At 62.6% G+C, this 25845-nt stretch carries 23 protein-coding genes, 2 tRNA genes and 2 pseudogenes; 16 read left to right on the top strand and 11 right to left on the bottom strand.

Features of this window, described 5'->3' with window-relative positions; translation table 11 throughout:
* From nqrC to AC2FMM_RS16265, 3 genes are all read right to left on the bottom strand, one after another.
* The coding region (gene nqrC, locus AC2FMM_RS16255) for an NADH:ubiquinone reductase (Na(+)-transporting) subunit C (protein WP_496797114.1) at window positions 1-587 on the bottom strand (587 nt) is incomplete at its 3' end.
* Complete coding sequence (locus tag AC2FMM_RS16260) at window positions 580-1788, bottom strand: NADH:ubiquinone reductase (Na(+)-transporting) subunit B (RefSeq protein ID WP_496682672.1); 1209 nt, start codon at window positions 1786-1788, stop codon at window positions 580-582. The genes nqrC and AC2FMM_RS16260, both read right to left, overlap by 8 nt.
* Window positions 1789-1793: 5 nt before the next feature.
* The gene (locus tag AC2FMM_RS16265) at window positions 1794-3137 is read right to left on the bottom strand and encodes a Na(+)-translocating NADH-quinone reductase subunit A (RefSeq protein ID WP_496797115.1); all 1344 of its coding nucleotides are present in this window, start codon (window positions 3135-3137) and stop codon (window positions 1794-1796) included.
* A 299-nt stretch (window positions 3138-3436) separates the two neighbouring features.
* On the opposite strand from AC2FMM_RS16265, the gene AC2FMM_RS16270 reads away from it, so the two are divergent.
* Together AC2FMM_RS16270 and AC2FMM_RS16275 are read left to right on the top strand one after the other, a co-directional pair.
* A complete protein-coding gene (locus tag AC2FMM_RS16270) occupies window positions 3437-4549 on the top strand; it encodes a THUMP domain-containing class I SAM-dependent RNA methyltransferase (protein WP_496797116.1) in 1113 nt (370 codons plus the stop codon).
* Between the two features lie 93 nt (window positions 4550-4642).
* Window positions 4643-4719: transfer RNA gene (locus AC2FMM_RS16275), tRNA-Pro, on the top strand.
* A gap of 947 nt (window positions 4720-5666) precedes the next feature.
* Here the strand turns inward: AC2FMM_RS16275 and AC2FMM_RS16280 are convergent.
* The 7 genes and pseudogenes from AC2FMM_RS16280 to AC2FMM_RS16310 all read right to left on the bottom strand — a co-directional run.
* A complete protein-coding gene (locus AC2FMM_RS16280; protein WP_496685452.1) occupies window positions 5667-7199 on the bottom strand; it encodes a cryptochrome/photolyase family protein in 1533 nt (510 codons plus the stop codon).
* A gap of 64 nt (window positions 7200-7263) precedes the next feature.
* A complete protein-coding gene (locus tag AC2FMM_RS16285) occupies window positions 7264-7416 on the bottom strand; it encodes a DUF2256 domain-containing protein (RefSeq protein WP_496682710.1) in 153 nt (50 codons plus the stop codon).
* A gap of 2 nt (window positions 7417-7418) precedes the next feature.
* Complete coding sequence (locus tag AC2FMM_RS16290; RefSeq protein WP_496797117.1) at window positions 7419-8981, bottom strand: FAD-binding domain-containing protein; 1563 nt, start codon at window positions 8979-8981, stop codon at window positions 7419-7421.
* A 388-nt stretch (window positions 8982-9369) separates the two neighbouring features.
* Window positions 9370-10314, bottom strand: a complete 945-nt coding sequence (locus tag AC2FMM_RS16295; RefSeq protein ID WP_496797118.1) for an aldose epimerase family protein — start codon at window positions 10312-10314, stop codon at window positions 9370-9372.
* Window positions 10311-11765, bottom strand: coding sequence for a xylulokinase (gene xylB / locus AC2FMM_RS16300; RefSeq protein ID WP_496797119.1), 1455 nt, complete (start codon window positions 11763-11765; stop codon window positions 10311-10313). Before xylB ends, AC2FMM_RS16295 begins: the two co-directional genes overlap by 4 nt.
* Before the next feature lie 231 nt (window positions 11766-11996).
* Window positions 11997-12320: pseudogene (locus tag AC2FMM_RS16305) on the bottom strand (hypothetical protein); the annotation flags it as partial.
* Between the two features lie 287 nt (window positions 12321-12607).
* Window positions 12608-13045, bottom strand: a pseudogene (locus tag AC2FMM_RS16310) (SDR family NAD(P)-dependent oxidoreductase); the annotation flags it as partial.
* On the opposite strand from AC2FMM_RS16310, the gene AC2FMM_RS16315 reads away from it, so the two are divergent.
* The 11 genes from AC2FMM_RS16315 to AC2FMM_RS16365 are packed head-to-tail and all read left to right on the top strand — an operon-like array spanning window position 13029 to window position 20844.
* A complete protein-coding gene (locus AC2FMM_RS16315) occupies window positions 13029-13370 on the top strand; it encodes a hypothetical protein (protein ID WP_496797120.1) in 342 nt (113 codons plus the stop codon). The pseudogene AC2FMM_RS16310 and the gene AC2FMM_RS16315 sit on opposite strands and share 17 nt — an antisense overlap.
* A 1-nt stretch (window position 13371) precedes the next feature.
* Complete coding sequence (locus AC2FMM_RS16320) at window positions 13372-14289, top strand: carbamate kinase (protein WP_496797121.1); 918 nt, start codon at window positions 13372-13374, stop codon at window positions 14287-14289.
* Window positions 14286-15677 carry a F0F1 ATP synthase subunit beta gene (atpD, locus tag AC2FMM_RS16325; protein WP_496797122.1) on the top strand — a complete coding sequence of 464 codons (1392 nt, stop codon included), beginning with the start codon at window positions 14286-14288 and terminating at the stop codon, window positions 15675-15677. Before AC2FMM_RS16320 ends, atpD begins: the two co-directional genes overlap by 4 nt.
* Window positions 15674-16084: an ATPase gene (locus AC2FMM_RS16330; protein ID WP_496685439.1), complete on the top strand. Its 411-nt coding sequence runs from the start codon at window positions 15674-15676 to the stop codon at window positions 16082-16084. The genes atpD and AC2FMM_RS16330 overlap by 4 nt, the downstream gene beginning before the upstream one ends.
* Window positions 16081-16368 carry an AtpZ/AtpI family protein gene (locus AC2FMM_RS16335; RefSeq protein ID WP_496682697.1) on the top strand — a complete coding sequence of 96 codons (288 nt, stop codon included), beginning with the start codon at window positions 16081-16083 and terminating at the stop codon, window positions 16366-16368. The genes AC2FMM_RS16330 and AC2FMM_RS16335 overlap by 4 nt, the downstream gene beginning before the upstream one ends.
* On the top strand, window positions 16365-16652 hold the full coding sequence (locus AC2FMM_RS16340; protein WP_496797123.1) for an N-ATPase subunit AtpR: 288 nt from the start codon (window positions 16365-16367) through the stop codon (window positions 16650-16652). Before AC2FMM_RS16335 ends, AC2FMM_RS16340 begins: the two co-directional genes overlap by 4 nt.
* Complete coding sequence (locus tag AC2FMM_RS16345; RefSeq protein WP_496797124.1) at window positions 16652-17347, top strand: F0F1 ATP synthase subunit A; 696 nt, start codon at window positions 16652-16654, stop codon at window positions 17345-17347. The genes AC2FMM_RS16340 and AC2FMM_RS16345 overlap by 1 nt, the downstream gene beginning before the upstream one ends.
* A complete protein-coding gene (locus AC2FMM_RS16350; RefSeq protein ID WP_490362510.1) occupies window positions 17344-17631 on the top strand; it encodes a F0F1 ATP synthase subunit C in 288 nt (95 codons plus the stop codon). Before AC2FMM_RS16345 ends, AC2FMM_RS16350 begins: the two co-directional genes overlap by 4 nt.
* 3 nt (window positions 17632-17634) lie before the next feature.
* A complete protein-coding gene (locus tag AC2FMM_RS16355) occupies window positions 17635-18396 on the top strand; it encodes a F0F1 ATP synthase subunit B family protein (RefSeq protein WP_496797125.1) in 762 nt (253 codons plus the stop codon).
* On the top strand, window positions 18393-19946 hold the full coding sequence (locus AC2FMM_RS16360; protein ID WP_496797126.1) for a F0F1 ATP synthase subunit alpha: 1554 nt from the start codon (window positions 18393-18395) through the stop codon (window positions 19944-19946). Before AC2FMM_RS16355 ends, AC2FMM_RS16360 begins: the two co-directional genes overlap by 4 nt.
* The gene (locus AC2FMM_RS16365) at window positions 19930-20844 is read left to right on the top strand and encodes a F0F1 ATP synthase subunit gamma (RefSeq protein ID WP_496797127.1); all 915 of its coding nucleotides are present in this window, start codon (window positions 19930-19932) and stop codon (window positions 20842-20844) included. Before AC2FMM_RS16360 ends, AC2FMM_RS16365 begins: the two co-directional genes overlap by 17 nt.
* Before the next feature lie 169 nt (window positions 20845-21013).
* Here AC2FMM_RS16365 and AC2FMM_RS16370 read toward each other — a convergent pair.
* Window positions 21014-21098, bottom strand: a tRNA-Leu gene (locus AC2FMM_RS16370).
* A gap of 510 nt (window positions 21099-21608) precedes the next feature.
* Between AC2FMM_RS16370 and AC2FMM_RS16375 the strand changes: the two genes are divergently transcribed.
* From AC2FMM_RS16375 to AC2FMM_RS16385, 3 genes are read left to right on the top strand one after another with little or no spacing between them, the layout of a single operon-like run.
* Window positions 21609-22121, top strand: a complete 513-nt coding sequence (locus AC2FMM_RS16375; protein ID WP_496713022.1) for a hypothetical protein — start codon at window positions 21609-21611, stop codon at window positions 22119-22121.
* Between the two features lie 2 nt (window positions 22122-22123).
* Entirely contained in the window at window positions 22124-24136 is a 2013-nt protein-coding gene (locus AC2FMM_RS16380) for a dynamin family protein (protein WP_496797128.1), read from the top strand.
* Between the two features lie 5 nt (window positions 24137-24141).
* Window positions 24142-25800, top strand: a complete 1659-nt coding sequence (locus tag AC2FMM_RS16385; RefSeq protein WP_496797129.1) for a dynamin family protein — start codon at window positions 24142-24144, stop codon at window positions 25798-25800.
* The last annotated feature ends 45 nt before the right edge of the window (window positions 25801-25845 follow it).

Here is a 25845-nt window from a genome sequence, read left to right on the forward strand (position 1 = left end):
TCCACCTCGGCGCCCAGACCCGGCGTTTCACCGTGCTGATAGAATTGCAGCCCGAAGATGTCGTTGCCGTTCTCTTCCAGCGCGATGAAACCATACAGTGTGGACCACAACCCGTAGCCGTGGACCGGCAGGATCACCTTATCCAGCGCGCCGTTCTCGTCGCGCAGCAGGTAAATCACGCGGTATTTCGCCTTGCGGCCGATCCCGGCAGGGTCGTTTTCCAGAGGTTCGCTCAGCTCGGGGTCGCTGGCGGCGGCAATGTCGTCGAACGTGGCCGGGTCGAAACGGTCGTCGACGAATTCACCCGACGCCAGGTCCAGCACGTGCGGCTCGAACGCGGCAAAAGCCTGGGCCACGTCGATGCCGGGTTCATAGATACCCGCGACCTGCAGAACGTTGATCTGTTTGTCCTTCAGCTTGTTCGCTTCTTGCACCGGGCGCAGGCTGACCGCGGCGGCCGACACGATCATCGAGGCCACGAGGCACACGGCGACAGCGATGAAGATCGTCTTGCCCACCGAATCCGGCGAGGCCGCCAGGAACCGCGCGATGGCGCCTTTGGGTTCAGGGGATTGCGTATCAGACATGGCGACGCGCCCTCCGTTTGATGTTTGCCTGCACGACGAAATAGTCGATCAGCGGCGCAAAGACGTTGCCGAACAGGATGGCCAGCATCATGCCTTCGGGGAAGGCCGGGTTCACCACCCGGATCAGCACGACCATGACACCGATCAGCGCGCCATAGATATAGCGGCCCATGTTGGTGTGGCTGGCCGAGACCGGCTCGGTCACCATGAAGGCCAGGCCGAACGCATAACCGCCCAGCACGACGTGCCAGTACCAAGGCATCGCGAACATCGGGTTCGTGTCTGACCCGATCAGGTTCAGCAGCAGGGTAAAGCCGATGGTGCCGGCCAGACAGCCCAAGATCAGACGGTAGTTGGCGATCTTGGTCATCAGCAGGAAGGCCAGGCCGACCATCGCCGCAAGGGTCGAGGTCTCGCCAAAGCTACCCTGGATCGTGCCAAAGAAAGCATCCCACCAGGTGATGCCCTGAGCGGCCAGCGCCTGATACCCGTCAGCCGCCGACACCGCCAGCGCAGTCGCGCCCGAGAAGCCATCTACCGGGGTCCAGACGGCATCGCCCGACATGGATGCGGGATAGGCGAAGTACAGGAAGGCCCGCCCCACCAGCGCAGGGTTGAGGAAGTTCTTGCCGGTGCCACCAAACACTTCCTTGCCGATGACCACGCCGAAGATGATTCCCAGCGCCACCTGCCACAACGGCGCGGTGGCCGGCATGATCAGCGTGTACAGCATCGAGGTGACAAGAAAGCCTTCGTTCACCTCATGCCCACGCACGGTGGCAAAGATCACCTCGAAGGTGCCGCCGGCGACCAGTGTCACGATATAGATCGGCAGGAAATACATCAGCCCGTGCATCACGTTGGCAAAGATGCTGGACGGGTCCAGCGAAATGCCCAAGGCCTGCAGGATGGCGATGCGCCAACCGGTTGCCGACTCCGGGCCCAGCGTCGCGATGGCCGAGTTGGCCTGGAACCCGGTGTTGTACATGCCCCACAGGATGCAGGGGATGGTGGCGATCACGACATAGGTCATGATCCGCTTCATATCCACGTAAGACCGCGCATGCGGCGCCACGGTGGTCACGGTTTTCGGAGTGTAGATGAAGCTTTCCACCATCTCGTAGATGGGGAAGAACTTCTCGTACTTGCCGCCCTTGGTGAATTGCGGCTCGATCCGGTCAAAGAAGTTGCGCAAACCCATGTGGATCAGCCCTCCTTTTCAATCTTGGTCAGGCAGTCGCGCAGCGCCAGCCCGTATTCGTACTTGGCCGGACAGGCAAAGCCCACAAGGCCCATGTCCTCTTCGTCCAGCTCCAGCGCGCCCAAGGCCTGCGCCGTGTCGGTGTCCATCACCAGCAGCGCCCGCAGCAGTTGCGTCGGCAGGTAATCCTGCGGCATCAGTTCTTCGAAGGTGCCGATGGGCACCATGGCGCGGCGACCGCCGTTCAGGTTCGACGTGAAGGCGAACAGCTTTTGGGCAAAGGCCGAGCCCAGAACCGGCTGCACCGCGTATTTCGACGGCATCGGACGGATCCAGCCCATCGGGATCTGGTCGTGATCCTCGCGGATAATGCAAATCTGACGCGCAAAGCGTCCCAGATAGGCGAACGGCCCGGTGGCGTGACGGCCCGACAGAACCGAGCCGGAAATGACGCGGGCTTCGCCGTCTACATTGATCTCGTCGCGTGTCAGATCCTCGGTCGAGGCCCCCATGACGGTGCGGATCAGACGCGGCTGACGCGCGCCGGGACCGGTCAAGGCGACCACCACGTTCGGGTCCAGATGGCCCGATTGCAGCAGCCGCCCGATGGCGATCACGTCATGATAGCCGATGGTCCAGACGGTTTTCTCGGCGGTCACGGGTTCGAGGAAGTGGATATGCGTGCCGGCAAGGCCCGCCGGATGGGGGCCGCTGAAGGCCGCGGCCTCGACGCCCGGCGAATCGGCGCCTGGGATCGTATCGCCATCCTTCTGGCACAGATAGGTCTTGCCTTCGGTCAGCTTGGCCACGGCGGCCAGACCGGCGGAAAAGGCCTCCGCCGCGTCGTTGATGATCAGCGCGGCATCGGCGGCCAGCGGCTCGCTGTCCATGGCGGTTACGAAGATCGCGGCGGGCTGAGTGCCCGGCTGCGGCATCTTGGAATAGGGCCGCGTGCGGAATGCGGTCCACAGGCCGGCGGCGCACAGCTTGGCGGTGAGGCCCTGCGCGGTCTCGGCATCGCCCACGCCCGCGAAATCGATGCCGGGGTCGTTGGGGTCCGACACTTCGATGACGACGCTCTGCAGCACGCGCCGCGCGCCGCGGTTGATGGCCACGACCTTGCCGGTCAGCGGCGCAACCATCATCGCCTCGGGCGCGTCCTTGTGGCAGAACAGCGGCGTGCCGCGCTGGACGAGGTCCCCTTCCTGCACCAGCATGCGGGGTTTCAGACCGATGTAATCGGCACCTAGAACGCCCACGGTTGAATAGTCCGGACCCGGCTGGATGCTTTGCTCGGGCGCGCCCAGAATCGGCAGATCCAGCCCTTTTTTCAGTTTGAAAGTTTGCATGTCGCTACGTTCTTCCAAGCCTTTTTCTTGCGCCCGCCATGCAGGCCCGATGATCCGAGCACTGAACAGCGCGGAGTTCCGCCCGCCCCGTCGCAAAAGCAACGCAGACCGGCCGAAATCCGCAGGCGTCTTTCCGATTACGGCCCCTTTACGCGGCACTGCGTCCAAACGCAAACCTGTTACCGCCAAAATCGCCACCGAAACCAAAAAAATCTGCGAAATCCAGCGCCGAAATACCCAAAACCCGGTACGCGCAAATTCCTGTCGCACGCCCACAAGCGCTGGTGTATGCACCCGGGATGGACACAGCCGAGCTTGAAATCTTTCTGGTGGCCACGCCCGGGTTGGAAAAGCCCTTGCTGGCCGAGACCATCCGCAACGGATTCGCCGGTGCGAAGCAAGTGCCCGGCGGCGTCTTGCTGCGCGGCGGCTGGCCCGAGGTCTGGCGGGCCAACCTGATGCTGCGCGGGGCCAACAAGGTTCTGGTCCGGCTGGGGTCTTTTCCCGCCGTGCATCTGGCCCAGTTGGACAAGCGCGCGCGCAAGTTTCCCTGGGGCGACGTGCTGCGCCCGGACGTGCCCGTCAGGGTCGAGGCCACCAGCCGCAAATCCCGTATCTACCACGCCGGTGCGGCGCGTCAGCGCATCGAACGCGCGATCTCGGACACACTGGGCGCCCCGCTCGCCAAGGATGCGCCGGTGCGGGTGCTGGTGCGCATCGAGAGGGACATCTGCACCCTGTCGGTCGACAGCTCGGGCGATCCGCTGCACAAACGCGGCCACAAGGCGGCGGTGGCCAAGGCGCCAATGCGCGAGACGATGGCAGCCATGTTCCTGCACGAATGCGGTTTTGACGGGTCCGAGCCGGTACTGGACCCGATGTGCGGGTCTGGCACCTTCGTGATCGAGGCGGCCGAAATCGCGCTTGGCCTTCCGCCCGGCCGGTCGCGCGACTTTGCCTTTCAGCATCTTGCGACGTTCGATGCCGCCGAATGGGCCCGGATGCGCCAACCGCACGACGCCGCCGGGACCGGGCTGCGGTTTTACGGCTCTGACCGGAATGCGGGCGCAATCGAAACCGCAACGGCCAACGCGCAACGCGCCGAGGTCGATACGGTCACGCGGTTTCGACAGGCAGCGGTCAGCGACATCAAGCCGCCTGCCGACCAAGCCGGGCTGGTGATCGTGAACCCGCCCTATGGCGCACGGATCGGCGACGAAAAACGCCTTCGGTCGCTCTATGGCAGCCTGGGCAAGGTGCTAATGGCACGGTTTTCGGGCTGGCGGATCGGGATCGTGACCAGCAGCCAGTCGCTGGCGCGGGCGACGCGCCTGCCCTTGGTCGCGCCGGGGCCGGTCGTCGATCACGGCGGCACCAAGATCCGGTTGTACCGAACCGACCCCTTGCCTTGACCACGGCGGTGTCCGGCGAAGAGTTTTGAGCGCATTGCCCCAAGAATCCCTCTTGCACATTCAAATCGCCGGGTATAGATCACGCGCCACGGTCGGAGTGTAGCTCAGCCTGGTAGAGCACTGTCTTCGGGAGGCAGGGGCCGGAGGTTCGAATCCTCTCACTCCGACCAATAATTCAAGGCGCCCTGTGGCGCCTTTTTTGTTGGCAAGACAGAGCTCCAAGGTTCGTTGAACCTCATTGCTATTCGAACTCCAGAACTCTGGCAGCCTTCCGCAGATGCTCGGGACTGAACCGAGCGTAGGTCGACGCCGTGATTCTGGTATCGGTGTGGCCGAGATACTGAGAGCTATCTAATCCATCGCAGTCCTCGTGCACTGCTCCCGAACATTGGGCCGTCGGAAGCTGGAACTTCCCGGCTGTTTCACGATAACGGGCTGGTAACGCCACCGGGATAATGCATGGCAATCGTAAAGGTGCCGACAAGGTCATTCATGCCTCCGCTATCATAGTCCGTGGTCTCAGGTGTGACTCGGCATGCCAGAACAGGGAGGCTGGCGGTCGAGAACGGCATTTTTGTCCGAAGGGCCTAAAAAAATGAGCCCGGCCAGGAAGAAAAGCATGATCCGCCGCGACCAGACCGATCTGAGCATTGCCCAGCAATACCGGTTCGTGAAGCTCACCGGTCAGCCTTCAATTACAAGCCAATTGACGTTGATGTGGCGACGCGGGGGTTGATGAGGCAGATCGGCCGGCTGTTGACCAAATACCTGTTCTACGGCTCACGCCAGATAGCCGCTTCTCGCTGGATGGCCGGTGCCGGTGCATGGGAACCATCTCCATCAAGCGGCTATGGCGGTCAGTCAAGGAGGAGACGGTCGATTTCGAAGAAATCGCCAACAGAGGCCAAGCCTGGCGGAAGATCGGAAATTGGATGGTGTCCTAAAACCCCGAGCGGCCCCATTCTCCCGTTCAGCGCAGAACGACAAGGGCGGCATTTTGGAACCTCATCGCCCGGCATTCGACTATTTGCCGGGATCGCAGGATAGGTGTGCGCGGTAGGTCGCTGGCGCTGGCCGTTCCAAACATTTACGACACAACCCTTGCCGGAGCGTGGCCTCAGACCGCGTCGCCCGCCTCCATTCGGGCAAGGAAGGTTTCAGCCTCGGAAAGGATCTGCGCCCGCGTCGCCGGCGCCCGTTTGTTCCAGCCGCGATAGATCGGCCCCATGCGCGGGTTCTGCGCGAAGCGCTCTCGGTGACGGTCTAGAAAGTGCCAGTAGAGAAGGTTGAAAGGACACGCATTCGGCCCCGTCTTTTCTTTGACGTCATAGGCGCAACCGACGCAATAGTCCGACATCCGGTCAATATAGGCGCCGGACGAGACATATGGTTTTGACGCCACCACGCCGCCATCGGCGAATTGGCTCATGCCTAGGGTATTCGGTGCCTCGACCCATTCAAAAGCATCCGCATAAACCGCAAGATACCATTCATGGACCTCGGCCGGGTCAATCCCGGCCAAAAGCGCAAAGTTGCCCGTCACCATCAGCCGTTGAATGTGATGGGCATAGGCGAATTCGCGGGTCTGCCCGACCACCTCGGCAATGCAGCGCATACGCGTCGGTGCCCCCCAGTAGAATTTGGGCAGGCTGCGTTTATGGGCCAGCACGTTGTTGTGAATGTATCCCGGCCCTTCCAACCACCAGACTCCACGGATGAATTCCCTCCAGCCGATGATCTGTCGGATAAAGCCCTCGACCGCATTGATCGGTGCCCGGCCCGCCCGCCATTCGGCCTCGGCAGCCCGGCAGACCTCTAGCGGAGACAGGAGCCCAAGGTTGAGAGCTGGCGAAAGCAGAGAATGGAACATCGTCGGGGCCCCGGTGACCATGGCGTCCTGAAAATCGCCAAAACGTGGCAGAGCATGGCGCAGAAAATGCTCGAGCAGTTTCTGCGCCTGATCGCCGTCGGTCGGGAGTGAGAAAGGTTCGACCGTACCGAAGTGGCCGGAAAAGCGCTCCCCCACCAGGTCGAGCACCGCGCGCACGGTGGCATCTGGCGCAAATGCGGGCGGATCGGGAAAAGCAAGGCCAGACTTGGGCGGTTTTCGGTTCTCGGCATCGAAGTTCCAGCGCCCCCCGGCGGGTTGCTCACCTTCCATCAAAAGGCCCGTCTTGCGGCGCATCTCGCGATAAAACCACTCCATGCGTAGCGCCTTGCGGCCTTTGGCCCAAGCGGCGAACTCCTTGGTCGAGCAGATGAACCGGTCATCTTCGAGGAGCAGCATCTCCAGCGGAGTCTCTTCCAGCGCGGCTGCAAGCCGCCAGTCGCCCGGTCGGATGGCAATGACCTCGGTTGCACCAGTCTCATCCGCACGACGCAGCAACTCGCCCGGAATCGAGCCGGCATTCTCGGGGTCGTCCAGCCGGCCGTAAGCCACGCGCCAGCCGTCCGCCACCAGCCGCGCGGCAAACTTGCGCATCGCGGCGAAGATCAACGCGATCTTTTTGGGATGGTGGGGCACACTTGTGGCTTCGGCCAATACTTCGGCCATCACCACGATATCGCGGCGCCGATCGGCCGACCGCAGCGCAGCGCCGTCCACGCTCAACTGATCCCCCAAGACCAATACAAGCCGCGGTGTCAACATGGAACGGCCTTGCAGATGACGTCGAACAAGTTACCGGAACGTCCGGCGACACAGGCTCTTGTGCTCATTTCTGTCTCTCCTTTTTCCTGCGTGCACGACGGCACGCATCGGAACAATGGCGTACCTCATCCCAAACCCGCGCCCATTTCCGCCGCCACACGAAAGGCCTGCCACAGGTCGCGCAGGTCTTTGCGGGCAAGTCGCCCTTTCGGCGCATCTTCACAGGCCCAAATCCAGTTTGAGTTGGCGGTCGTCGGCCGTGCCGCGCCCGGCTTTGCGGTGCCGCCGCGCCCCGCGCCTGCTGCCGTGCAGCGCGAGGACCTTCGCCTTCGCCGCTTGAAACCCGGCACCGCGCCGGGCTTCGGCCATCCGCGCCTTTGCCGCCCGCGCCGCTGTGGCAAGATCGACCACCGGTTCGGGGTATTGCCGCCCCAGAACGCGCCCCGCCCCGGCCCAACGCCATGGCTCATGCAAAAAGGCGTCGGGCACCTCGGCAAGCTCAGGAACCCAGCGGTGGATGAAGCGCCCGTCGGGGTCGTGTTCGCGGCCCTGTTTGACGGGGTTGTAGATACGCAGCGCATTGATACCGGTAACCCCCGACTGCATCTGCACTTGCGGCCAATGGATTCCCGGTTCGTAATCCGTGAAAAGCCGCGCAAGGTGTTGCCCTGTCGGGCGCCAGTCCAACCACAGATGATAGCTTGCCACGGCCATCAGCATCGCGCGCATGCGGAAATTGATCCAGCCTGTGGCGGCAAGGCTGCGCATACAGGCATCAAAAAAGGGAAACCCGGTTTCGCCCTGCTTCCAGGCTTGCAACAGTTCTGCCTCGGGCCGGCGCGGGCGAATGTCGTCAAGCGCCGGGTGCATGGCGCGCTCTTCGAGATCGGGCGCATCCTCAAGCTTTTGCATGAAGTGGCTGCGCCAGTGCAACCGTTCCTCAAACGCGGCAAGCCCTGCAGACCAGCCCGCCCGGCCGTGCATCGCCGCGCGCGCCTTGGCTGTACGCGTGGCCTGCACCACTTCGCGCAGGGACAGGGTGCCAAAAGCCAGATGCGCCGACAACCGCGCGCAGGTAAACGGTGCGGTTCGGGGGCTCGATATCCCACGCCTGTATCCCCCCGCGCGCGTCTCCAAGAATGCAGAAAGGTCGCTCAGGGCAGCAGCCCTGCCCCCGCGCTGGCGGCCCGGACAATGGTCAGCCGCGATCCCAATCTCCGCCTCGGTCGGGAGAGCGCCGGCCGCCACGCCGGACAGCGGTACCAGCGCACCCGGCGGGCTGGCCACCGGCGCCGCCATCTCGGCCTCCCAGCGATTGGCCCAGCCATCCCGGGATGCAAGCCTGCGCACGACGCCACCCTGGGGCAGTTCGTGCCACTGAATCCCCTGCGATCGGGCCCACTCGGCAACTTGCTTGTCGCGTCCAAAGCTCCACAGGTTGCCCGTCTCCTCGTGCGACCAGATCGCGGCCAAACCCTGCCTGGCGTTAAGCTCTGCCAGAACGTCGACTGCGGCGCCGGTTCGGATCACAAGCGGCTGACCCTTTGATGCGAGGTCTGCGGACAGTTCAGCAAGGCATTGGCCAAGGAAGGCAAACTGCCGACCCGACGCGTCCGCCGAACGCCATTGATCCGGATCGACGATGTACAGAGGAAGAACCGCCCCCGCTGCCGCCGCCCGAGCAAGCGGAGCGTGATCCTGTATGCGCAGATCTCGCTTGAACCATACGACCTGCAAGGTGGGGCTTCTGGAGCCCGGTCCGGTCCGCACCGCCGGCCTCATGCTGTGGATAGGGTACCGACCGCGTGGAGGGATTCTTCCGCAATGTCGAATTTTGCAAAAACCATACCATCGTTCCCGTTCGTCGGGCCATGTCTGCTGGCGTCTACCACTGTTTTTCTCCGCTTGGCCATGCTCTCATAATCCAGGACCTCGGGGCGACGTCTCGGTGCGTTGGGCGGCCCGGCAAACCGCGCCGCGTAGCCCAAGATCGGGGCATGGATCAACGGACCTGGTCTGGACGCGCCGCATTTGCTCATCCGCTGTCGTATCACCCAAGGATACGGACATGCCCGTCAATCGGATCACGCAACCCGTCTCGACCGCTTCGTTTTCGGCCAGCAGAGATCTGCATGGACCGGGTGCGTAGCGGCAAGCCCTGAGCCCGGGTCTAGGCGATCTCGAGGATAAGCGTCTGGCGATAGGGCCGGTCAGGCGTGCAGACAATCGCCGGAAATGCCGGGACATTCGGCGCATTCGGATAGCCCGAAGGCTCAATGCAGACCCCGGCATACGGCGCGAAAGGCGTGGACAGATGGGCGGCGGAATAGACCTGCGCCCCGGGCTGATCGGACCGAACCGTCATCGTCAGACCCGACGGAGCCGCAAGCGCGGCAACCGGCTGATCCAGCATGCCGCTGGTGCGGAACACGAAGAAATGATCAAGATCCTTGGCGGCCTGTCCAATCCGCCGGGACGACGAGAAATCCAGCCCGACCGATGCGGACTCGACGATCCCGCCGCGTGGAATCCCCTGATCGTCCAACTCCAGGTGACGATGCGACGCCAGTTGCAGGAGGTGTTCGGAAATGCCTTGGGCGGACCCCAATGTGTAGTAGTTGTGCTGCGCGATGCTGATCGGGGTCGGCCTGTCCGGCCAGGCCGAGATCAAATACGTCAAGCGTGGGCAATCCAACCGGACCTGCACCTCGAACCGAACGGCCCCCGGAAACCCACAGGTACCGTCGGGCGAGATATGCACCAGCACCGCCTCGCGTCGGGAAAGCCGCTCGACCTGCCAAGACTGTCGCGACAACCCGTCGGACCCGCCATGCAGCGTGTTTCGCCCTTCGTTGGCACTGAGCGCGTGTCGAGTGCCGTTCAACTCGAAGCCTGCCCCGCCAATCCGGTTGGCGACCCGCCCAACAATCGCGCCCAGATAGAACGGGTCGTCCAGATATTGGGACGGGTCGTCATAGCCAAGGATCAGCGGTTGATCCTTGTACCACCACCCCTGCGTGATCGCGCCATGGCCCAGCATTGACACCCGCATGCTCCCATCCTGCAGGTGGACAACCGGAATTTCAGCCAAGCCCTTCCGTTTTTTGTTCATCATCCGGCCAATGGCGCCAGCGCCTTGTAATACGTTCTGTATCGTCGATAGGCGCTGTCATAGGCTTCGGTCAAACCGCTCTGCGGTTCGATGACGGCGTCGATATTTGGCGGTGTCATCACCGTTTCGGGTGTTGCGTCCCCGGCAGCGCACATGGCCAACCGCGCCGCACCCAGTGCTGCGCCAAACGCGCTGCCTTCAGGCAGGGCCAGCGGCACGTTCAACGAGGTTGAGATCGTCTGCAGCCAAAAGCGGGATCGCGCCCCACCACCCACGGCAACCAATTGCGCCGGCTCGGTGCCCGTGGCCCTCAGTGCCGCAAGACAATCGCGCATCGCAAAACCGACCCCCTCCATCACGGCCTGCACCAGATCCGTCGACCCGGTTGCGATGTCGAGGCCCAAAAAAGCCCCGCGGATGGCGCTGTCATTGTGCGGGGTCCGCTCGCCAGAGAGATAGGGCAGAAAAGTCACCGGTGACGGCCCACAAGGCTCAGCAGCCAGCGCCCCGGCCAGCACCTCGACCGGTTGACCCAGATTGCTTGACAGCCAGTTCAAGCTGTTGGTCGCAGAAAGAATGACGCCCATCTGTATCCAACGCCGGGGGACCGCGTGGCAAAAACAATGAACCGCCGTCTCAGGCGCCGGTGCATAGCTGTTCCGGGCCATCAGAAGCACACCCGAAGTGCCAAGAGACAGAAACCCGGACCCTTCGTCGATGCTGCCGATCCCGCAGGCTGCGGCTGCATTGTCGCCTGCACCTCCGGCGACGACGACCGGGCCAGACAGCCCGAATTCGCGGCACAGATCCTGCCGCAGCTCGCCGCCGGGTTCGGTGCCTTCGACCAGACGGGGCATCTGGTCGGACCGCATGTGGCCCAGCTCGAGCGCCAAGTCCGACCAGTCCCGCGCGCCGACGTTCAGCCAGGACGTTCCCGCGCTGTCGGACAGGTCACTGACATAATCTCCAGTCAACCAGAACCGCAGATAATCCTTCGGCAGCAACACCATGGCCGTACGGGCAAACAGGTCGGGTTCATGGGTGCGGACCCATTCGAGTTTGGGCGCTGTAAAACCGGGAAACACGATATTGCCCGTGGTCTGGCGCATCCCAGGGCTTTCGTCCAGCGCTTTGGCCTCTTGCGCCGACCGTGTGTCGTTCCACAGGATGCATGGCCGCAGCACTGCACCGTCCCGGTCCAGCAGCGTCGCGCCGTGCATGTGCCCGCTCAACCCGATCGCTCGTACGGCGTCCCAAGACCGCCCGTCGGCGTCCCGAAGCCGGCCCATGACGGTCCTGCAGGCCTTGATCCAGTCCTGCGGGTTTTGTTCAGACCAGCCCGGATTCGGGGTGGATGTGGCAACCCCGGCCTCGGCTTCCGCAACAACCTGCCCGGCCCCGTCCACAAGAATGCCCCTGAGACCCGATGTCCCCAGATCCAGACCCAGATACATGTGATGTGACCCCGCCCGTCCAGTTAGCGAGCGCAAATTGTTTCTTGAGCCGCAAGAATGTCAACACTGAACACCGCCCCTCGAGATGATCCAATTGGATTGTTGGTGAACGACCGGCCTTTGGACTGAAGTTGTCCCACCTTTTCGGACAACTTGGCAGCCTTTCCGAGGTGTATGCGCTTTGTCGCTAAAACCGGGTGAAGGGTAGACTTCCCCTTTCCCCGAACGGATTTACACCATGGCCCGTATGACCGGAGTGGCAAGCGCGGTGTAGCGGTTGAGCACGGCGACGCGGACCTGGATGTCCGCGACCTGCCCGTCGAAGCCCCTTTCCATGAGGCGTTGGCCCATCAGTTTCACGCAATGCATCTTGGGCTCGACGCGGCTTTGGCGGTGATATCCGCACTTTTCATTGCCGGCAGGCGCACCCGCAGGATACTGCCAAGAGGGGTCGCCAAAGCACGCGACCCGGGGATCGTGACGCGTTGGCCGCTTCTTTTCGGGCGATGCCCCGGCGCTGGCAGGCTTCCACGGGCTGGCTTTCGTGCGCCGCGGGTCGGATTGCCGTTCTGTGCCCCGTCGCCGGTCAACGCCGCGATGGCGTTCATGACCTGTACCGCATGGTCGGGGTTGGCCGCCGCCGGGTGCGGGTAGACAAAACGGCCGCTGTCATTGTCGAAAAAACGCCCCGAAGCCTCGGCGAATTCGTCCGACAGCGCCGCGCGGCGCAGGGTGTCGGCGCCGATGGCCAGGTCGTTGCCGACCACGCCAAAGCCTTCGCGCACCATTTTCGACGCCAGCAGCGAACCGGGATTGACCGCAACGAAAACCGGCCGCTGCGGATGCGCCCGTGCCATCTCCTGCGACCAGATGGTGAAGACCAGCTTGCTTTGTGCATAGGCCTCCATGTCCGAAAGCGGCCGCTTGCCGTGCATCGCCCCCACGTCCACCGGCGCCTGCGCGGCCGATGATAGGTTCACCACACGGCCCCCGGCCAGGATGATCGGCAAGAGCCTTCGGGTCAGAAGATGGGGCGCCAGCGTGTTGACTACGAAACGCACGTCCAGCTCCTTGGGCGTCAGCGGCTGCGGGGTCTTGTAGACACCAGCATTGTTGATCAGCACACCCAGCCGGTCATGGCGGACGCGCACGGCCTCGGCCAGCGCGGCGGCCCCGTCGAGGCGGGACAGATCGGCACGGAAGGTTTCAGACGCCCCGCCCACCGCCCGCGTGGCGGCGGCGCGCTTTTCGGAGCAGCACGCGGTGGCCGTCCGGGACATCGATTTCGTCTACACCGATGTATGGGTGTCCATGGGCGAGTCGGATGAGGTTTGGTCACAGCGTATGAAACTGCTGCACCCGTACCAGGTGAACGTCGCCCTCATGGCCAAGACCCGAAATCCGCAAGCGCGTTTCGTGCACTGCCTGCCGACTTTTCACAGTGCCGAATCCTCGGTCGGTGCAGAAATCCAGAGCAAATTCAGGCTGGACGCGATGGAAGTAACCGAGGAGGTGTTCGAAGACCTGGCCTCGATCGTTTTCGACCAGGCCGAAAACCGGCTGCACTCCATCAAGGCCGTTCTGGTCGCCACTCTGGGGGCCTGAGATGCTGGTTGGCGCGGCCTTGGGCGGGAACGCGCTGTTGCGGAGGGGCCAGCCGCTGACCGCGGAGGTTCAGCGCGCCAACGTGCGTCGGGCGGCCAAGGCGCTGGCGGACATCGTCGGGGCCGGGCTTCGGCTGGTGATCACGCATGGCAACGGCCCGCAAGTTGGGTTGCTGGCGCTTCAAGGGGCAGCCAGCGGACCGGATGGCGCATTCCCTCTGGACGTTTTGGGGGCCGAAACCGAAGGCATGATCGGCTACATGATCGAACAGGAGCTGGAAAACGCGCTGGCCCATGTGCACCCGGTGGCGACCCTTCTGACCCAGGTTCTGGTCGACCGCAACGATCCGGCTTTTCGCAAACCGACCAAGTTCGTCGGCCCAGTCTATGACCGCGCCGAAGCCCAGGCGCGCGCCCGCGCAGCTTGTTGGACCATAGCGCAGGACGGGGACAAATGGCGGCGCGTCATACCATCGCCCCGCCCAGTCGAGATTCCAGATTTTCGGGTTCTGAACCTGTTGTTGGACCAGGGCGTGATCACGATCTGCGCAGGCGGCGGCGGCATACTCGTCATCCGCAAGGATGACAGCAGCCTGATCGGAATCGAAGCGGTGATCGACAAGGATGCGGCCAGCGCCCTGCTGGCGCGTCAATTGCGGGCGGACGCATTGTTGTTGCTGACGGATGTCGACGCGGTCTATCATGATTTCGGAACCGACGCGGCCAGGCCGGTTCCAAGACTGACGCCCGACGAGGCGCGCGCATTGGATGCCCCCGCCGGTTCCATGGGGCCCAAGCTGGCAGCGGCGGCGGATTTTGCCCAATCCGGCGATCTCAGCGCGATCGGACGGCTAGAAGATGCGCTAGCGCTTCTGGCCGGCAGGGCCGGGAGCCGGATCGTTTCCAAGGAACTACCATGACCCAATCCGCCGATCTTCAAAACCGTGCCACCGGCCAAATCGTCGCAATCCGCGGCGGTGTGGTCGAGGCGGCATTTCCAGACCCCATACCCCGCGTCAAGGAATTGCTTTACGCCGGGAGGATCCCGCTCGAAGTGGAGTCGCTGGCAGAAGGCGGCGTGGTGCGGACAATTGCCTTGGCCTCGGTTCACGGGCTGGGGCTGGGTATCCCGGTGCGCGCAACCGGCGCACCGATTACAGTGCCGGTGGGGGATGCGGTTCTGGGCAGAATGTTGGATGTATTCGGCCAACCGCTGGACGGGTTGCCGGAACCGGCGACCGACTTGACCCGACCCGTTCACCGCCCGCCGCCTGCCCTAGCGGATCGCACCGTTCGGGCCGAAGTCCTGGAAACGGGCATCAAGGTGATCGACCTGCTGTCCCCGATCGAGCGGGGCGGCAAGACCGGCCTATTCGGGGGTGCCGGTGTCGGAAAAACGGTACTGATCACCGAATTGATCAACAACACGGTCCAAAGCCACGAGGGCGTCAGCCTATTCTGCGGAATCGGCGAACGCTCGCGAGAAGCCGAAGAACTTTACCGGGAAATGGGCGCTGCCGGCGTGCGGGACAAAACCGTGATGCTGTTCGGCCAGATGAACGAAGCCCCCGGCGTGCGGTTTCTTGTCGGCAACACCGCCTTGACGATGGCCGAGTATTTCCGCGACGACGCGCACAGGGACGTTCTGCTGCTGATCGACAATATCTTTCGTTTCGTGCAGGCCGGATCAGAGGTTTCGGGCATGCTGGGCCGGATGCCGTCCAGCGTGGGCTACCAGCCGACGCTTGCTACTGAACTGGCGGCACTGCAAGAGCGTATCGCCTCGACCAGACGTGGGGCGATCACCTCGATTCAGGCGGTTTATGTGCCCGCCGACGACTTTACCGATCCGGCCGCAGCGCACATCTTTTCGCACCTCTCCGCCTCGGTCGTGCTGTCGCGAAAACGCGCCAGCGAGGGGCTGTATCCGGCGGTGGATCCGCTGGCCTCAACCTCGGTCATGTTGTCTGCGTCGGTCGTGGGCCAGCGCCACTATGATGTTGCGCGCGCCGTGCGCAGGACGCTGGCCGAGTACGAGGAACTGCGCGACATCATCGCGATGCTGGGACTTGAGGAACTGTCTGCAGCGGATCGAACCACAGTCGCCCGCGCCCGCAGACTGGAGCGGTTTCTGACCCAGCCGTTCTTTACCACCCATGCATTTACAGGCACCCAGGGTCGGCGCGTGACGATCGACCAGACGCTAGACGGGTGCGAGGCGATCCTGAACCAGGATCGGTTCGATCTGCCGGAAAGCGCCTACTACATGATTGGTGCGCTGGACGAAGTGAAGGAGCAGGCCGCATGACGATGGCCCGCGACATGCATGTGACGCTGAGGCTCCCGACCCGAACACTGTTCGACGGCAAAGCCACCGCCTTGACCGCCGTCGCGCCCAATGGCAGCTTTGGCCTTCTTCCCAACCATGTCGATTTCGTCACAGCGTTGGTACCATCGGTTCTGACCCTGAAAACCCCTGAAGGCGCTGAGTGTTTTTTTGGGATCGACGAGGGTGTATTGGTCAAGAAGGGCCATGATGTCAGCCTGGCGATCAGGCGCGGCGTGAAAGGGGACGATCTGGACAGTCTGCGCGCCACGATCAAGGCAACGTTTCTGCACATGGACGAGGACGAACGCGTCGCGCGCTCGGCGTTGTCGGGGCTTGAGGCCAATCTGGTCCGTCGCTTCGCCGAATTCAGAAAGAACGCGCCATGACCCAGAAGACCGACAGATCCGCCGAAGAGATTTCCCGCCGGGCCGAACGCATGAAGGCCGCGCGCGACAACCCCGGACCCAGCCCGTTGCGCGGGATTGGAACCTTCGGAATGATCGGTTGGTCGATCGCGGTTCCAACTGTCGGCGGCGCATTGCTGGGGTTGTGGCTGGATCGGATCGCTCCACAGGATTTCTCGTGGACCCTGGCGCTGATCCTGGGAGGGGTGGCAATAGGTGGAATGATCGCATGGGCCTGGGTGAACAAGGAAGGAAGTGAGAAATGATCGATTGGAACTGGGTCAGTTTTCTGACTGGCTTCGCATCAGGAGCCGCTGTCGGGGTCTTGTACTTCGCAGGTTTGGCGATGAGTGTTCGCTTGGCGCTGCGTGCGGCGCGACCCACCGGCCTGCTGCTGATCAGTTCGGCACTTCGGATCGCGACGGTCCTGGGGTTCGGCTGGCTGGCCGCGCAGGCCGGGCCGGCACCCCTCGCCGGCTTTGCCTTGGCCTTTATGCTTGCACGAGTGACGGCGATTACACTGGCACGCTCGGCAAACGGAGCGGCCTGATGGAGCTGACACCGGACTCGATCATTGTTTTCACTGTCTGGGGCATCCCGATCAATGCCACCATCTTCAACACGTGGATCGTCATGGGGTTGTTGACGGGCCTGTCGGTCGTGGTCACACGAAACCTCCGACCAGACACGCCACCCAATCGCTGGCGCACGACGCTCGAGGTGATCATCCAGGGCATTCAGCATCAGATACAGGAAATCACCCGGCGCCCGCCCGGCAGCCTGATCTATTTCGTCAGCACCCTGTTTCTGTTCATTGCCACGTGCAACCTGTTCGAAGTCGTTCCGGGCTTTCACGCCCCTACCGCTTCGTTGTCCACGACCACGGCGCTGGCGCTGTCGGTGCTGATCGCCGTGCCCATGTTCGGAATTTCAAGGCGCGGTCTGCGTGGCTATCTGAAGACATATCTTGAGCCATCGCCCATCATGCTGCCCTTCAATATCATCGGAGAGATCTCGCATGGGGTGTCATTGGCGATCCGCCTCTATGGCAACATCATGAGCGGCGCGGTAATAGCCGTGATTCTACTGAGCGTGGCGCCGTTCTTCTTTCCCGTATTGATGGATCTGCTGGGCCTGCTGACCGGGCTGATCCAAGCCTACATCTTCGCAATTCTGGCCACCGTCTACATCTCGGCCGCGATTTCGGATTCCGATGAGACGCAAAACGAAAAGGAACAGACATGACCGACCTAGCAATCATCGCCGCGGTTTCGATCTTTACGGCGGGACTGACGGTTTCATTCGGCGCCATCGGTCCAGCATTGGGCGAAGGCCGTGCGGCAGCCCAGGCTCTGGCGGCGATCGCCCAGCAGCCCGATGCCGCCCCCACCCTGTCGCGCACACTTTTCGTCAGTCTGGCCATGATCGAATCCACCGCGATCTACTGTTTCGTCGTCGCGATGATCCTGATTTTCGCCAACCCGTTCTGGGACACCGCTCTGGAACTGGTTCGGACATCGGGTCAATAGAGCATGTCTGTCGATTGGCTGACCGTTGCGGCGCAGATCGCCAATTTCCTGGTTCTGCTGTGGTTGCTCAAACGGTTTCTCTATCGTCCAATCCTTGATGGCATCGACGCCCGCGAAAAGGAGATCTCGGATCGAATGTCGGAAGCCCATCGTCTGATGGAAGATGCCCGGGCGGAGATCTCGGCCTATGATGCCAAGTTGTCTGAACTGGAAAACAGCCAGGCCAGAATGGCGGAAGACCTGCGGCGCGAGGCCGCCCGCGAACGCGACGCCATGATTACCGAGGCCCGCCATCGGATCGATCAAGAGCGGCGTGATTTCGAAAGACATCTGGCGGTCGAGAAGCAAAAGTTCCTCCGTCAACTCAGCGAAACCGGTGCCCGGGTTCTGGTTCATCTGACGCGAAAGGCGCTGTCGGATCTTGCGGACGAGACTTTGGAAGAACGAATTGCGGCCCACGCGGTGAAAAAGCTGCAGCCCATGGCCGACGAGATACGGAAGACGATCGCAGACGACAGGCCGGTCACCGTGACGACTCATTCAGCGCTGCCCGAAGGTTTGAGACGGAAAGTGTCCGACGACCTTCAGAAACTGGCGCCGGAAACCAGTTGTATTTTTGAGGTCGACTCCACCCAGCCCTTCGGTTTGGTCCTCAAGGTTGGAGCGACCAGCATCGAATGGACACTCGACAGTTATCTAGGTGAACTGGAGACGATTATGATCGAGGGACTACGCCAGACGCAGGCGGGCAAGGCTGCACAATGACCCAGACGCCCCCGGCTTTCCCGGCTTCCGAGCCGACCGTTTCGCTGGCCGACCAGCTTGTGGCGACCCTGCAAACGGTATCGCCTCGGCCCGTCGTTAGCGAGATCGGTCAGGTCGTCGAAGTCGGAGACGGCATTGCCGTTGTCCGCGGCATGAGCCACGCGCTGGCCAATGAGCTTTTGCAGTTCTCCTCGGGCGCAACGGGAATTGTTCTGGACCTGGAAACAGACCGCCTCGGGGTGGTTCTGTTCGGTGGTTCGGACAAGGTCTCGGTCGGTGAGGCCGTGCGCCGCACCCGCAGCGTGCTGACGGTTCCAGTGGGTTCCGCGCTTCTGGGTCGGGTGGTGGATGCGTTGGGTGCCCCGCTGGACGATGGCCCGCCGGTCGATTCCGATTTCAGATTGCCCGTCGAAGCGGATGCTCCGTCAATTCTTGACCGCGAGGCGGTCCGGCGGCCGTTGGCAACGGGCCTCAAGGTGATCGACGCCGCCGTCCCGATTGGCCTGGGGCAGCGGCAACTTATCATCGGGGATCGCCAGACCGGCAAGACCTCGATCGCCATCGACACGATCCTGAACCAGAAACAACACGGGGTGCTCAGCGTCTACTGCGCGATTGGACAACGCGGGGATGCGGTGGCCAAGGTCATCGGTGCGCTGAAAGATGGTGGCTCGATGGCGCACACGATCATCATTGCCGCCGGAGACGAAGATCCTCCCGGACTTGCTTATGTGGCCCCGTACACCGCCATGACCATGGCGCAACATTTCTCGGAGCAAGGGCATGATGTGCTGATCGTGATGGATGACCTGACCCATCATGCCCGCGCCTATCGCGAACTTTCACTTTTGTTGCGCAGGCCGCCAGGCCGCGAAGCCTTTCCCGGCGACATTTTCTATTTGCATGCCCGTCTGCTGGAACGCGCAGGCAACTTTGCCGACACCGCGGGGGGCGGGTCGATCACGGTTCTGCCGGTCGTTGAAACGCAGGCCGAAAACCTGTCGGCCTACATTCCGACCAACCTGATTTCGATCACCGATGGCCAGATTTACTTGTCGCCACGCCAGGTCCGCAAAAATCAGTTTCCGGCCGTCGATCTGGGTATTTCAGTGTCCCGTGTTGGCGGCAAGGCACAGTCTGCCGCCTTTCGCGACGTGGCCGGAAATCTGCGGGTCACGCTGTCCCAGTTCGAAGAGCTCGAAGATTTCGTCCGTTTCGGAACGCGGCTTGACGACGCCACGCGCGCCCGGCTGGCCCGAGGCGCGGCTGTCCGCAGGGCCCTCAGACAACCCGAACGCGACCCGGTTTCGGCGTTGGAGCAGGTTGCAGTTCTTTTGGCGGCACTGGAGGGCGTGTACGATCATCTGACCGACCCGGAGGCATTTGCCGCGATAGACCGGCTGAGGCTGTTCCTGCGGCAATCGCCGCACGATCTGTCGAAACGCATCGCCATCGACCAACCGCTGAACGAGGCCGACCGAGCCGCGTTGCTGAATCTGGCCAGGCAAGCCTGTACATCAAAGGGGTCTTCGGATGCCGCAGACTCTTGAAACCCTGCTTCATAGGACCGAAACGCTGAGCAACATTCGCAGCATCGTCCATATCATGAAGACGTTGTCGGTTTTGAACTCGGCGCCTTATGAGCAGGCCGCAAAATCCATCGACGCCTACCACCGAACCGTCCTTGACGGAATCGCTGCCCTGTTGCACCGCACGGGTCGCATGGATCTGACATCGCCGCCCCAGCAGAACATGGCCATCGTCGTTTTCGGATCTGACCATGGTTTGTGTGGTGCCTACAACGAAAGGGTGGCTGCGGAACTGGCCAGGCATCTCGCCCTTGGGGGGGATACTCAAGCCGCACCTTATATCTTGTGCATTGGCGCCCAGATGAACGACGCCCTGAATGGCTGGGGCATTCGGGCCGACGATGTCATGCTGACACCAGCTTCAACTGACGGAATCGGGCGGCTTGCCAGCGCCATCGTCGAGCGCTTCGACCACATCATGCGACATGGCGAAGCGGACGGCCTTGCCGTGAAACTGGCCTATACACGGCGCAGTGACCATGGGCAGCAAGATCCCATAGTCGAGCATTTCATGCCGTTTTCCACCGAGATGATTGACCAATTGATGAAACGGCCATGGCAATCCCGCAGCCTGCCGACCTACACCATTCCACCGGACGATTTGTTTGCCGCCCTGATCCGCAGCCACATTTTTTCAGGCGTATTTCGCGCCTCGGCAGAAGCTTTGGTGACTGAAAACGCGACCCGCCTGGCGGCTATGCACCGGGCCGAACAATCCATCGGCGATCGGCTCGAAGAGCTGAAGGCGGATACCCGAACGCTTCGGCAGGCTGAGATCACCTCCGAGCTCATGGACGTGGTGATCGGCTTTGAGGCACGCAACCGAAAGCGGCGCAAGATACCGACCGATCCAGCTTGATGCGCAATAACGGAAGGCGAGGCACCTCGCCGGCCTATATTCCCGGCTTCCGCATCCAGTTGACGAATCTTGCCCGCCATCGGAACACCCATTGTAACCAAAGTTGTGACCTTCAAACGGTCACACGGCCTTGTTTGCAAGGCTTTTCTTTGATTTCAAAGGGATAGTATGGTGCGGGTGGAGGGACTTGAACCCCCACGCCTTGCGGCGCCAGAACCTAAATCTGGTGCGTCTACCAATTTCGCCACACCCGCATGCCAGCACCTGCCGTGCCGGGCTGTTGGGCTGATAACAAAGCTTCCCGGCAAGTGCGAGAGGGAATTTTTCGCATCGCGCCGAGCTTGGCCCGCGGCCGGGAAACCTGCGCGTCAGGCAGGGCCTGATTTTGGCCATCGTGCGCGGGATCGTGACCGTATCGCAAGAACCTCCATACGTTGTGCCGCAAGACAAAGGCATGTCAGGCGCTCTCTCGCCAGCCAACAAACGCCCGCGCCTGGGTTTACGTCGGGGCGAGCATTGCCGGGGCGACGAAGGCCTTCCGGGTGAATCCAAAAGTTGAAGACTTCTCGGAACCTTAGCTTCCTGCCGGGCCCTGCGCGCGTTCCCGCTCAGACCGTCTGGCGATCTTCCGGTTCGGCCGTGCCGGGGCGTCTCGGCCAATTTCGCAATTCTTCTATAAGTTGCAACACCTTACCAGAGGCTACCCACAATTGCGCCACATTTCAGGCGCTAAAAGAACGCAATCGCGCCCAACAAAGACCGCCTTGAAGGTAATTCTGTTCAGCAAGGAGTTAATGAGTCTTTTCGCCGCCCGGCAATTTACCAGTGTGTCTCGCAACTCCAGAACAAGGGTCTCAGCCGTGACCAAACACATGAGCTCATACGCCACCGAGGAAGACACCGTCTTTCTTGCCCGACAGAATTTTGCCGGCGAACTCAGAACTCTGAACCGGCGCTTTCCGAACACCGGATTCGGCATCGCCCTGCAGACCCAGGCGGGCGACGAATACCTGCTGGCCAACGCCCGCATGCCGCTTCCCACAGAAGGCGCGCGCGGGTTTCCGAGCGGCCGCCGCGTCGCGCGGCTGGAGAACGGGAACCGCTTCAGGTCCATCGAGATTCTGGCCGATGCCGAAAGCCTGAAGTCAGTCTCGCCCAGCACCGAGGCGGAGATTCTCGGCAATGCGCTGGAAATCATCGCCCGCATCGACAATTTCGGCGACTCGGTAGCCGCCCGCCCACAACCCGACGTCGCCGCAACAGGAACCGGAGGCTGAAAATGGCCCGAAACGACCACCTTCTGTCCGTAGGAAACGAGGCATTGGCACCGATGACCGAGGCCATGTCCGCGCTGACGACCCAGATCGACCAGCTGACAGAGGTGGCCGATGCGCGCTCGACCGCGCGCCTGTCCACGCTTCGGACCCGGCTCGAGAACTTCACTGCCAGCGTCACCTTCGTGGGTCAGGTCAAGGCAGGGAAATCCTCGATCGTGAACATTCTGGCAGGTCGCCCGAACCTGCTGCCGTCGGACGTGAACCCGTGGACCTCGGTGGTGACGACGCTGAACATCAACACCCGCGCGCCGGGTGACTACAAATCGAAATTCACCTTCTTCGAGCAGGAAGAATGGGACAATCTGATGGTGGGTGGCGGCCGTCTGGGCGAACTGGCCAACCGCGCCGGCGCCGATGACGAGATGGAGGACATCCGCCGTCAGATCGCCCAGATGAAGGCCAAGTCCGAAGAGCGGCTGGGCAAGCATTTCGACCTGATCCTGGGCCAGAGCCACCAGTACGACTATTTCGACGAGGAACTGGTCCAGCGCTATGTCTGCCTGGGCGACGAGGATGATCCCGACATCAATCCCAAGACCGGTCGCTTTGCCGACGTGACGAAATCGGCGGAACTGTACATGGACATTCCGCAATATCCGATCGCGCTGAAACTGTGCGACACGCCGGGCGTCAACGACACCTTCATGGTACGCGAGCAGATCACCCTGCGCAGCCTGCGCGGGTCCGAGGTCTGCGTCGTGGTGCTGGCGGCCAGCCAGGCTCTGACGACGATGGACATGGCCTTGATGCGGATCATCGCCCAGTTCGAGAACCGCCAGATCATCCTGTTCGTCAACCGCATCGACGAACTGACCGACCCGGTCAGCCAGGTGCCCGAGATCCGCGACCGGATTCTGGACACGCTGAAACAGAACGGCGTCGACACCAATACCAGCGTCGTGTTCGGCAGCGCCCTGTGGGCCGAGGCCGCCCTGACCGGCAATCCTGACATTCTGACCGAGGATTCGCGCCGGGCGCTGAACACGTTCTATCTGGCCGCTGGGTTCGGCGATCAGGCGGCCTCGCTGGACAAGATCTGGGCGCTGTCGGGACTGCCCGATCTGCTGCTGGCCATGAACGAACGCATCGCCGAAGGCGCGGGCCACCGCCTGCTTGACCGGGTGCGCCACCGTGCACGCAACATCGCCAGCCAGATTCAGGCGACGTCGGTGGCCAAATCCCTGTCGGACAGTGACGGGCTGGCGCGCGACCTGGATGGCGTCGCGCCCGAAGAGGCGATCGCCAAGCTGAGCGAGGACTACGAACAGAGGGCCGCCGAGCTGACTACGAAACTGCGCGACAAGGTGCTGGAACGGCTGGCCTCGGCCGAGGCGAATTTCGTCAAACGCGCCACGGATTCGCTGATCGCCCATCTGGAACAGAACGGCGAGCAGGGCACCTGGCAATATGACCCGGCCGGCCTGCGCACCCTGCAGAAGGCGGCCTATTTCAGCTTTGCCCGGTCGATGCGCAAAGAGGCTGGCGCGCTGTATTCCGCCGCTGCCGCCGATGTCGAGGCGCTGTACCACAAGATTCTGGGCAACCACCTGGGCGAATTCAACATCGAGGCCCCGATCGTGCCGCGCGTGCCGCCCCCATTGGGCATCGGGCGCACCATCGCGCTGGATCTTCAAAGCACCTGGTGGCGCAGGTGGTGGCAACGGCGCAAGGGGTTCGAAGCCTACGCCGCCGACTATACCCGCCTGATTGCGTCCGAGGCGAACTCGATCACCAAGGACCTGGAAGAGACCCAGATCGCTGCGGTTCTGGAAAACGTCCGGGCGACGCTGACCGATTTCATGCGCGAGCAGAAGGAAACCCTGCTGAGCATCTCGCCATCCGCGACCAAGGGCGACAACCCCAACGCCGCCCTGCTGGCCGGAATCGAGCCGAAAAAGTCCCGCGATGAAATCCTGGGCGACATCCTCAAGAACCTCAGCAACGAAGCAGCGTAAGAAAAATGGCCAAAGATACACAGATCCGCTTCGTCTCTCCGAAGGCATGGGAACGCATCGAGCAGTGGTCCCGCCGCAAACCGGTGTTTGCCTTGATGGGAGAATTCAGCGCCGGAAAGTCGACGCTGATGAACTTTCTTCTGCGCAAGCAAACCTTGCCCACGCAGGTCACCGCCACCCAGCTGCCGCCGGTCTGGTTCAGCTGGGGCAACCGTCCGGCCTATGTGCACGGCCACGACGGCAGCAAGACGCAAATCGGCCTGGATCAACTGAACCAGGTCGGCGTCAATGACGCGCAGTTCATCCGGATCTTTCTCGAGGCCGACATCCTCGAGGCGGTCGACCTGATCGACACGCCCGGCATTTCCGACCCCAAGATCGACACCGATGTCTGGCGCCGTGCCGTGGGTCAGGCCAACGGGGTTCTGTGGTGCACGCATTCAACCCAGGCCTGGCGTGAAACCGAACGGGCTACCTGGGTGTCGCTGCCTGAACGCCTGCAGCACAACTCGCTGCTGCTGGTCACGCGCGCTGATGCCCTGAGCCAGAAAGACCGCCAGAAGGTGCTGCGCCGCGTCAACCGCGAAGCCGGTCACCTGTTCAATCGCACCGTCCTGTTTTCGGCCAAGGACGCCATCATCGCGCGCGACAAGACCGGCGATGCCGAGCTGTGGGCCCGCAGCGGCGGCGGCAAGATGATCGACAGCTTCCTCGAAATCACCGAGCAGATCATGGATCAGCGCGCCGAAATGCTAACCCGCTACCAGATCGACAGGACACTGGCCCCGGCCAGCGAGCCCCGGACGGCCGCGACTGCGGCGCCGGAGATGCCCGCCCCCGAGGCTCCGCTGAAACTGGGCGACCCGCTGCGGGCCGAGGACGGATTCGATGCAGTTCGCAACTCGGACGACGTGATTGCGACCTTCCCGGTCCGGCCCACCCGGGTTGAGCGCCGCAAGGAAGACGGCGAGCGCGCCCGCATCGACGCCGAGGATGCCGAGCGGATGCGAGCCGAGATGACGCCCATGGGCGAAGACGACGATGACCTGCGCTCGTTGTTCCGTGAACCCGAGGACTCGCGTGCGGACATCACCGGCCGCCATCTCGAGCCGTCCCGCCTTGAGGGGTTCGAACTCGAGGACGAATTCGATCTGAGCGACGGAGCGTCGGACTTGTCCGACGAGGACGACTCGGGAGAGGACCCCGACCAAGTGGTGACGACCCTGTCGGAAAAGCTACGCGCGGACGCACCGGCCGATGCCGCCCCGACCGAAGATTCCGACTCGGCACCTGCGGATATCGAGGTTTCGGTTTCCTCGATCACCGCCCTGCTGTCCGAACAACAGGCCGCCGACCCGGACTGTTACGAGCCCGAGCCCGAATCGAATGCCCTGACCAATGGCGATACCACGGACGACCCGCAGCCGGCCCGAACGTTTGATCATTTGCTGGACGTCCCGGCCGGAACGCCGCTGAGCGCGTCCGCCATGTGGCGCGAGATTTCCGACGGCACCGAACTACCGTCGGATCCCGCTGGGTTGCGCGCCGTATTTCAGGCTTTTCTGGAGGAATTCGACCAGATCGCGCGCGAACACAGTGGCCAGCAGAGCCCACCAGCGGTGATGAGCGAACCCAAGGACAGGGCTGAATGGCAGGTCTCGTGACGCGACCCCGCGAACCGGGCGGATCGGAAAAGCCGTTTCCCGCCC

It is taken from the genome of Ruegeria sp. BHSC043, assembly GCF_059612985.1.

Excerpts from the sequence above, each read along its gene's own strand:
- AC2FMM_RS16385 (WP_496797129.1), top strand. The coding sequence starts at position 24,142 with ATGGCCAAAGATACACAGATCCGCTTCGTCTCTCCGAAGGCATGGGAA.
- AC2FMM_RS16290 (WP_496797117.1), bottom strand. The coding sequence starts at position 8,981 with ATGAGGCCGGCGGTGCGGACCGGACCGGGCTCCAGAAGCCCCACCTTG.
- AC2FMM_RS16295 (WP_496797118.1), bottom strand. The coding sequence starts at position 10,314 with ATGATGAACAAAAAACGGAAGGGCTTGGCTGAAATTCCGGTTGTCCAC.
- AC2FMM_RS16345 (WP_496797124.1), top strand. The coding sequence starts at position 16,652 with ATGGAGCTGACACCGGACTCGATCATTGTTTTCACTGTCTGGGGCATC.
- AC2FMM_RS16265 (WP_496797115.1), bottom strand. The coding sequence starts at position 3,137 with ATGCAAACTTTCAAACTGAAAAAAGGGCTGGATCTGCCGATTCTGGGC.
- AC2FMM_RS16350 (WP_490362510.1), top strand. The coding sequence starts at position 17,344 with ATGACCGACCTAGCAATCATCGCCGCGGTTTCGATCTTTACGGCGGGA.
- AC2FMM_RS16365 (WP_496797127.1), top strand. The coding sequence starts at position 19,930 with ATGCCGCAGACTCTTGAAACCCTGCTTCATAGGACCGAAACGCTGAGC.
- atpD (WP_496797122.1), top strand. The coding sequence starts at position 14,286 with ATGACCCAATCCGCCGATCTTCAAAACCGTGCCACCGGCCAAATCGTC.
- AC2FMM_RS16355 (WP_496797125.1), top strand. The coding sequence starts at position 17,635 with ATGTCTGTCGATTGGCTGACCGTTGCGGCGCAGATCGCCAATTTCCTG.
- AC2FMM_RS16340 (WP_496797123.1), top strand. The coding sequence starts at position 16,365 with ATGATCGATTGGAACTGGGTCAGTTTTCTGACTGGCTTCGCATCAGGA.
- AC2FMM_RS16260 (WP_496682672.1), bottom strand. The coding sequence starts at position 1,788 with ATGGGTTTGCGCAACTTCTTTGACCGGATCGAGCCGCAATTCACCAAG.
- AC2FMM_RS16285 (WP_496682710.1), bottom strand. The coding sequence starts at position 7,416 with ATGCGCCGAAAGGGCGACTTGCCCGCAAAGACCTGCGCGACCTGTGGC.
- AC2FMM_RS16270 (WP_496797116.1), top strand. The coding sequence starts at position 3,437 with ATGGACACAGCCGAGCTTGAAATCTTTCTGGTGGCCACGCCCGGGTTG.
- AC2FMM_RS16280 (WP_496685452.1), bottom strand. The coding sequence starts at position 7,199 with ATGTTGACACCGCGGCTTGTATTGGTCTTGGGGGATCAGTTGAGCGTG.
- AC2FMM_RS16320 (WP_496797121.1), top strand. The coding sequence starts at position 13,372 with ATGCTGGTTGGCGCGGCCTTGGGCGGGAACGCGCTGTTGCGGAGGGGC.
- AC2FMM_RS16330 (WP_496685439.1), top strand. The coding sequence starts at position 15,674 with ATGACGATGGCCCGCGACATGCATGTGACGCTGAGGCTCCCGACCCGA.
- xylB (WP_496797119.1), bottom strand. The coding sequence starts at position 11,765 with ATGTATCTGGGTCTGGATCTGGGGACATCGGGTCTCAGGGGCATTCTT.
- AC2FMM_RS16360 (WP_496797126.1), top strand. The coding sequence starts at position 18,393 with ATGACCCAGACGCCCCCGGCTTTCCCGGCTTCCGAGCCGACCGTTTCG.
- AC2FMM_RS16380 (WP_496797128.1), top strand. The coding sequence starts at position 22,124 with ATGGCCCGAAACGACCACCTTCTGTCCGTAGGAAACGAGGCATTGGCA.
- AC2FMM_RS16335 (WP_496682697.1), top strand. The coding sequence starts at position 16,081 with ATGACCCAGAAGACCGACAGATCCGCCGAAGAGATTTCCCGCCGGGCC.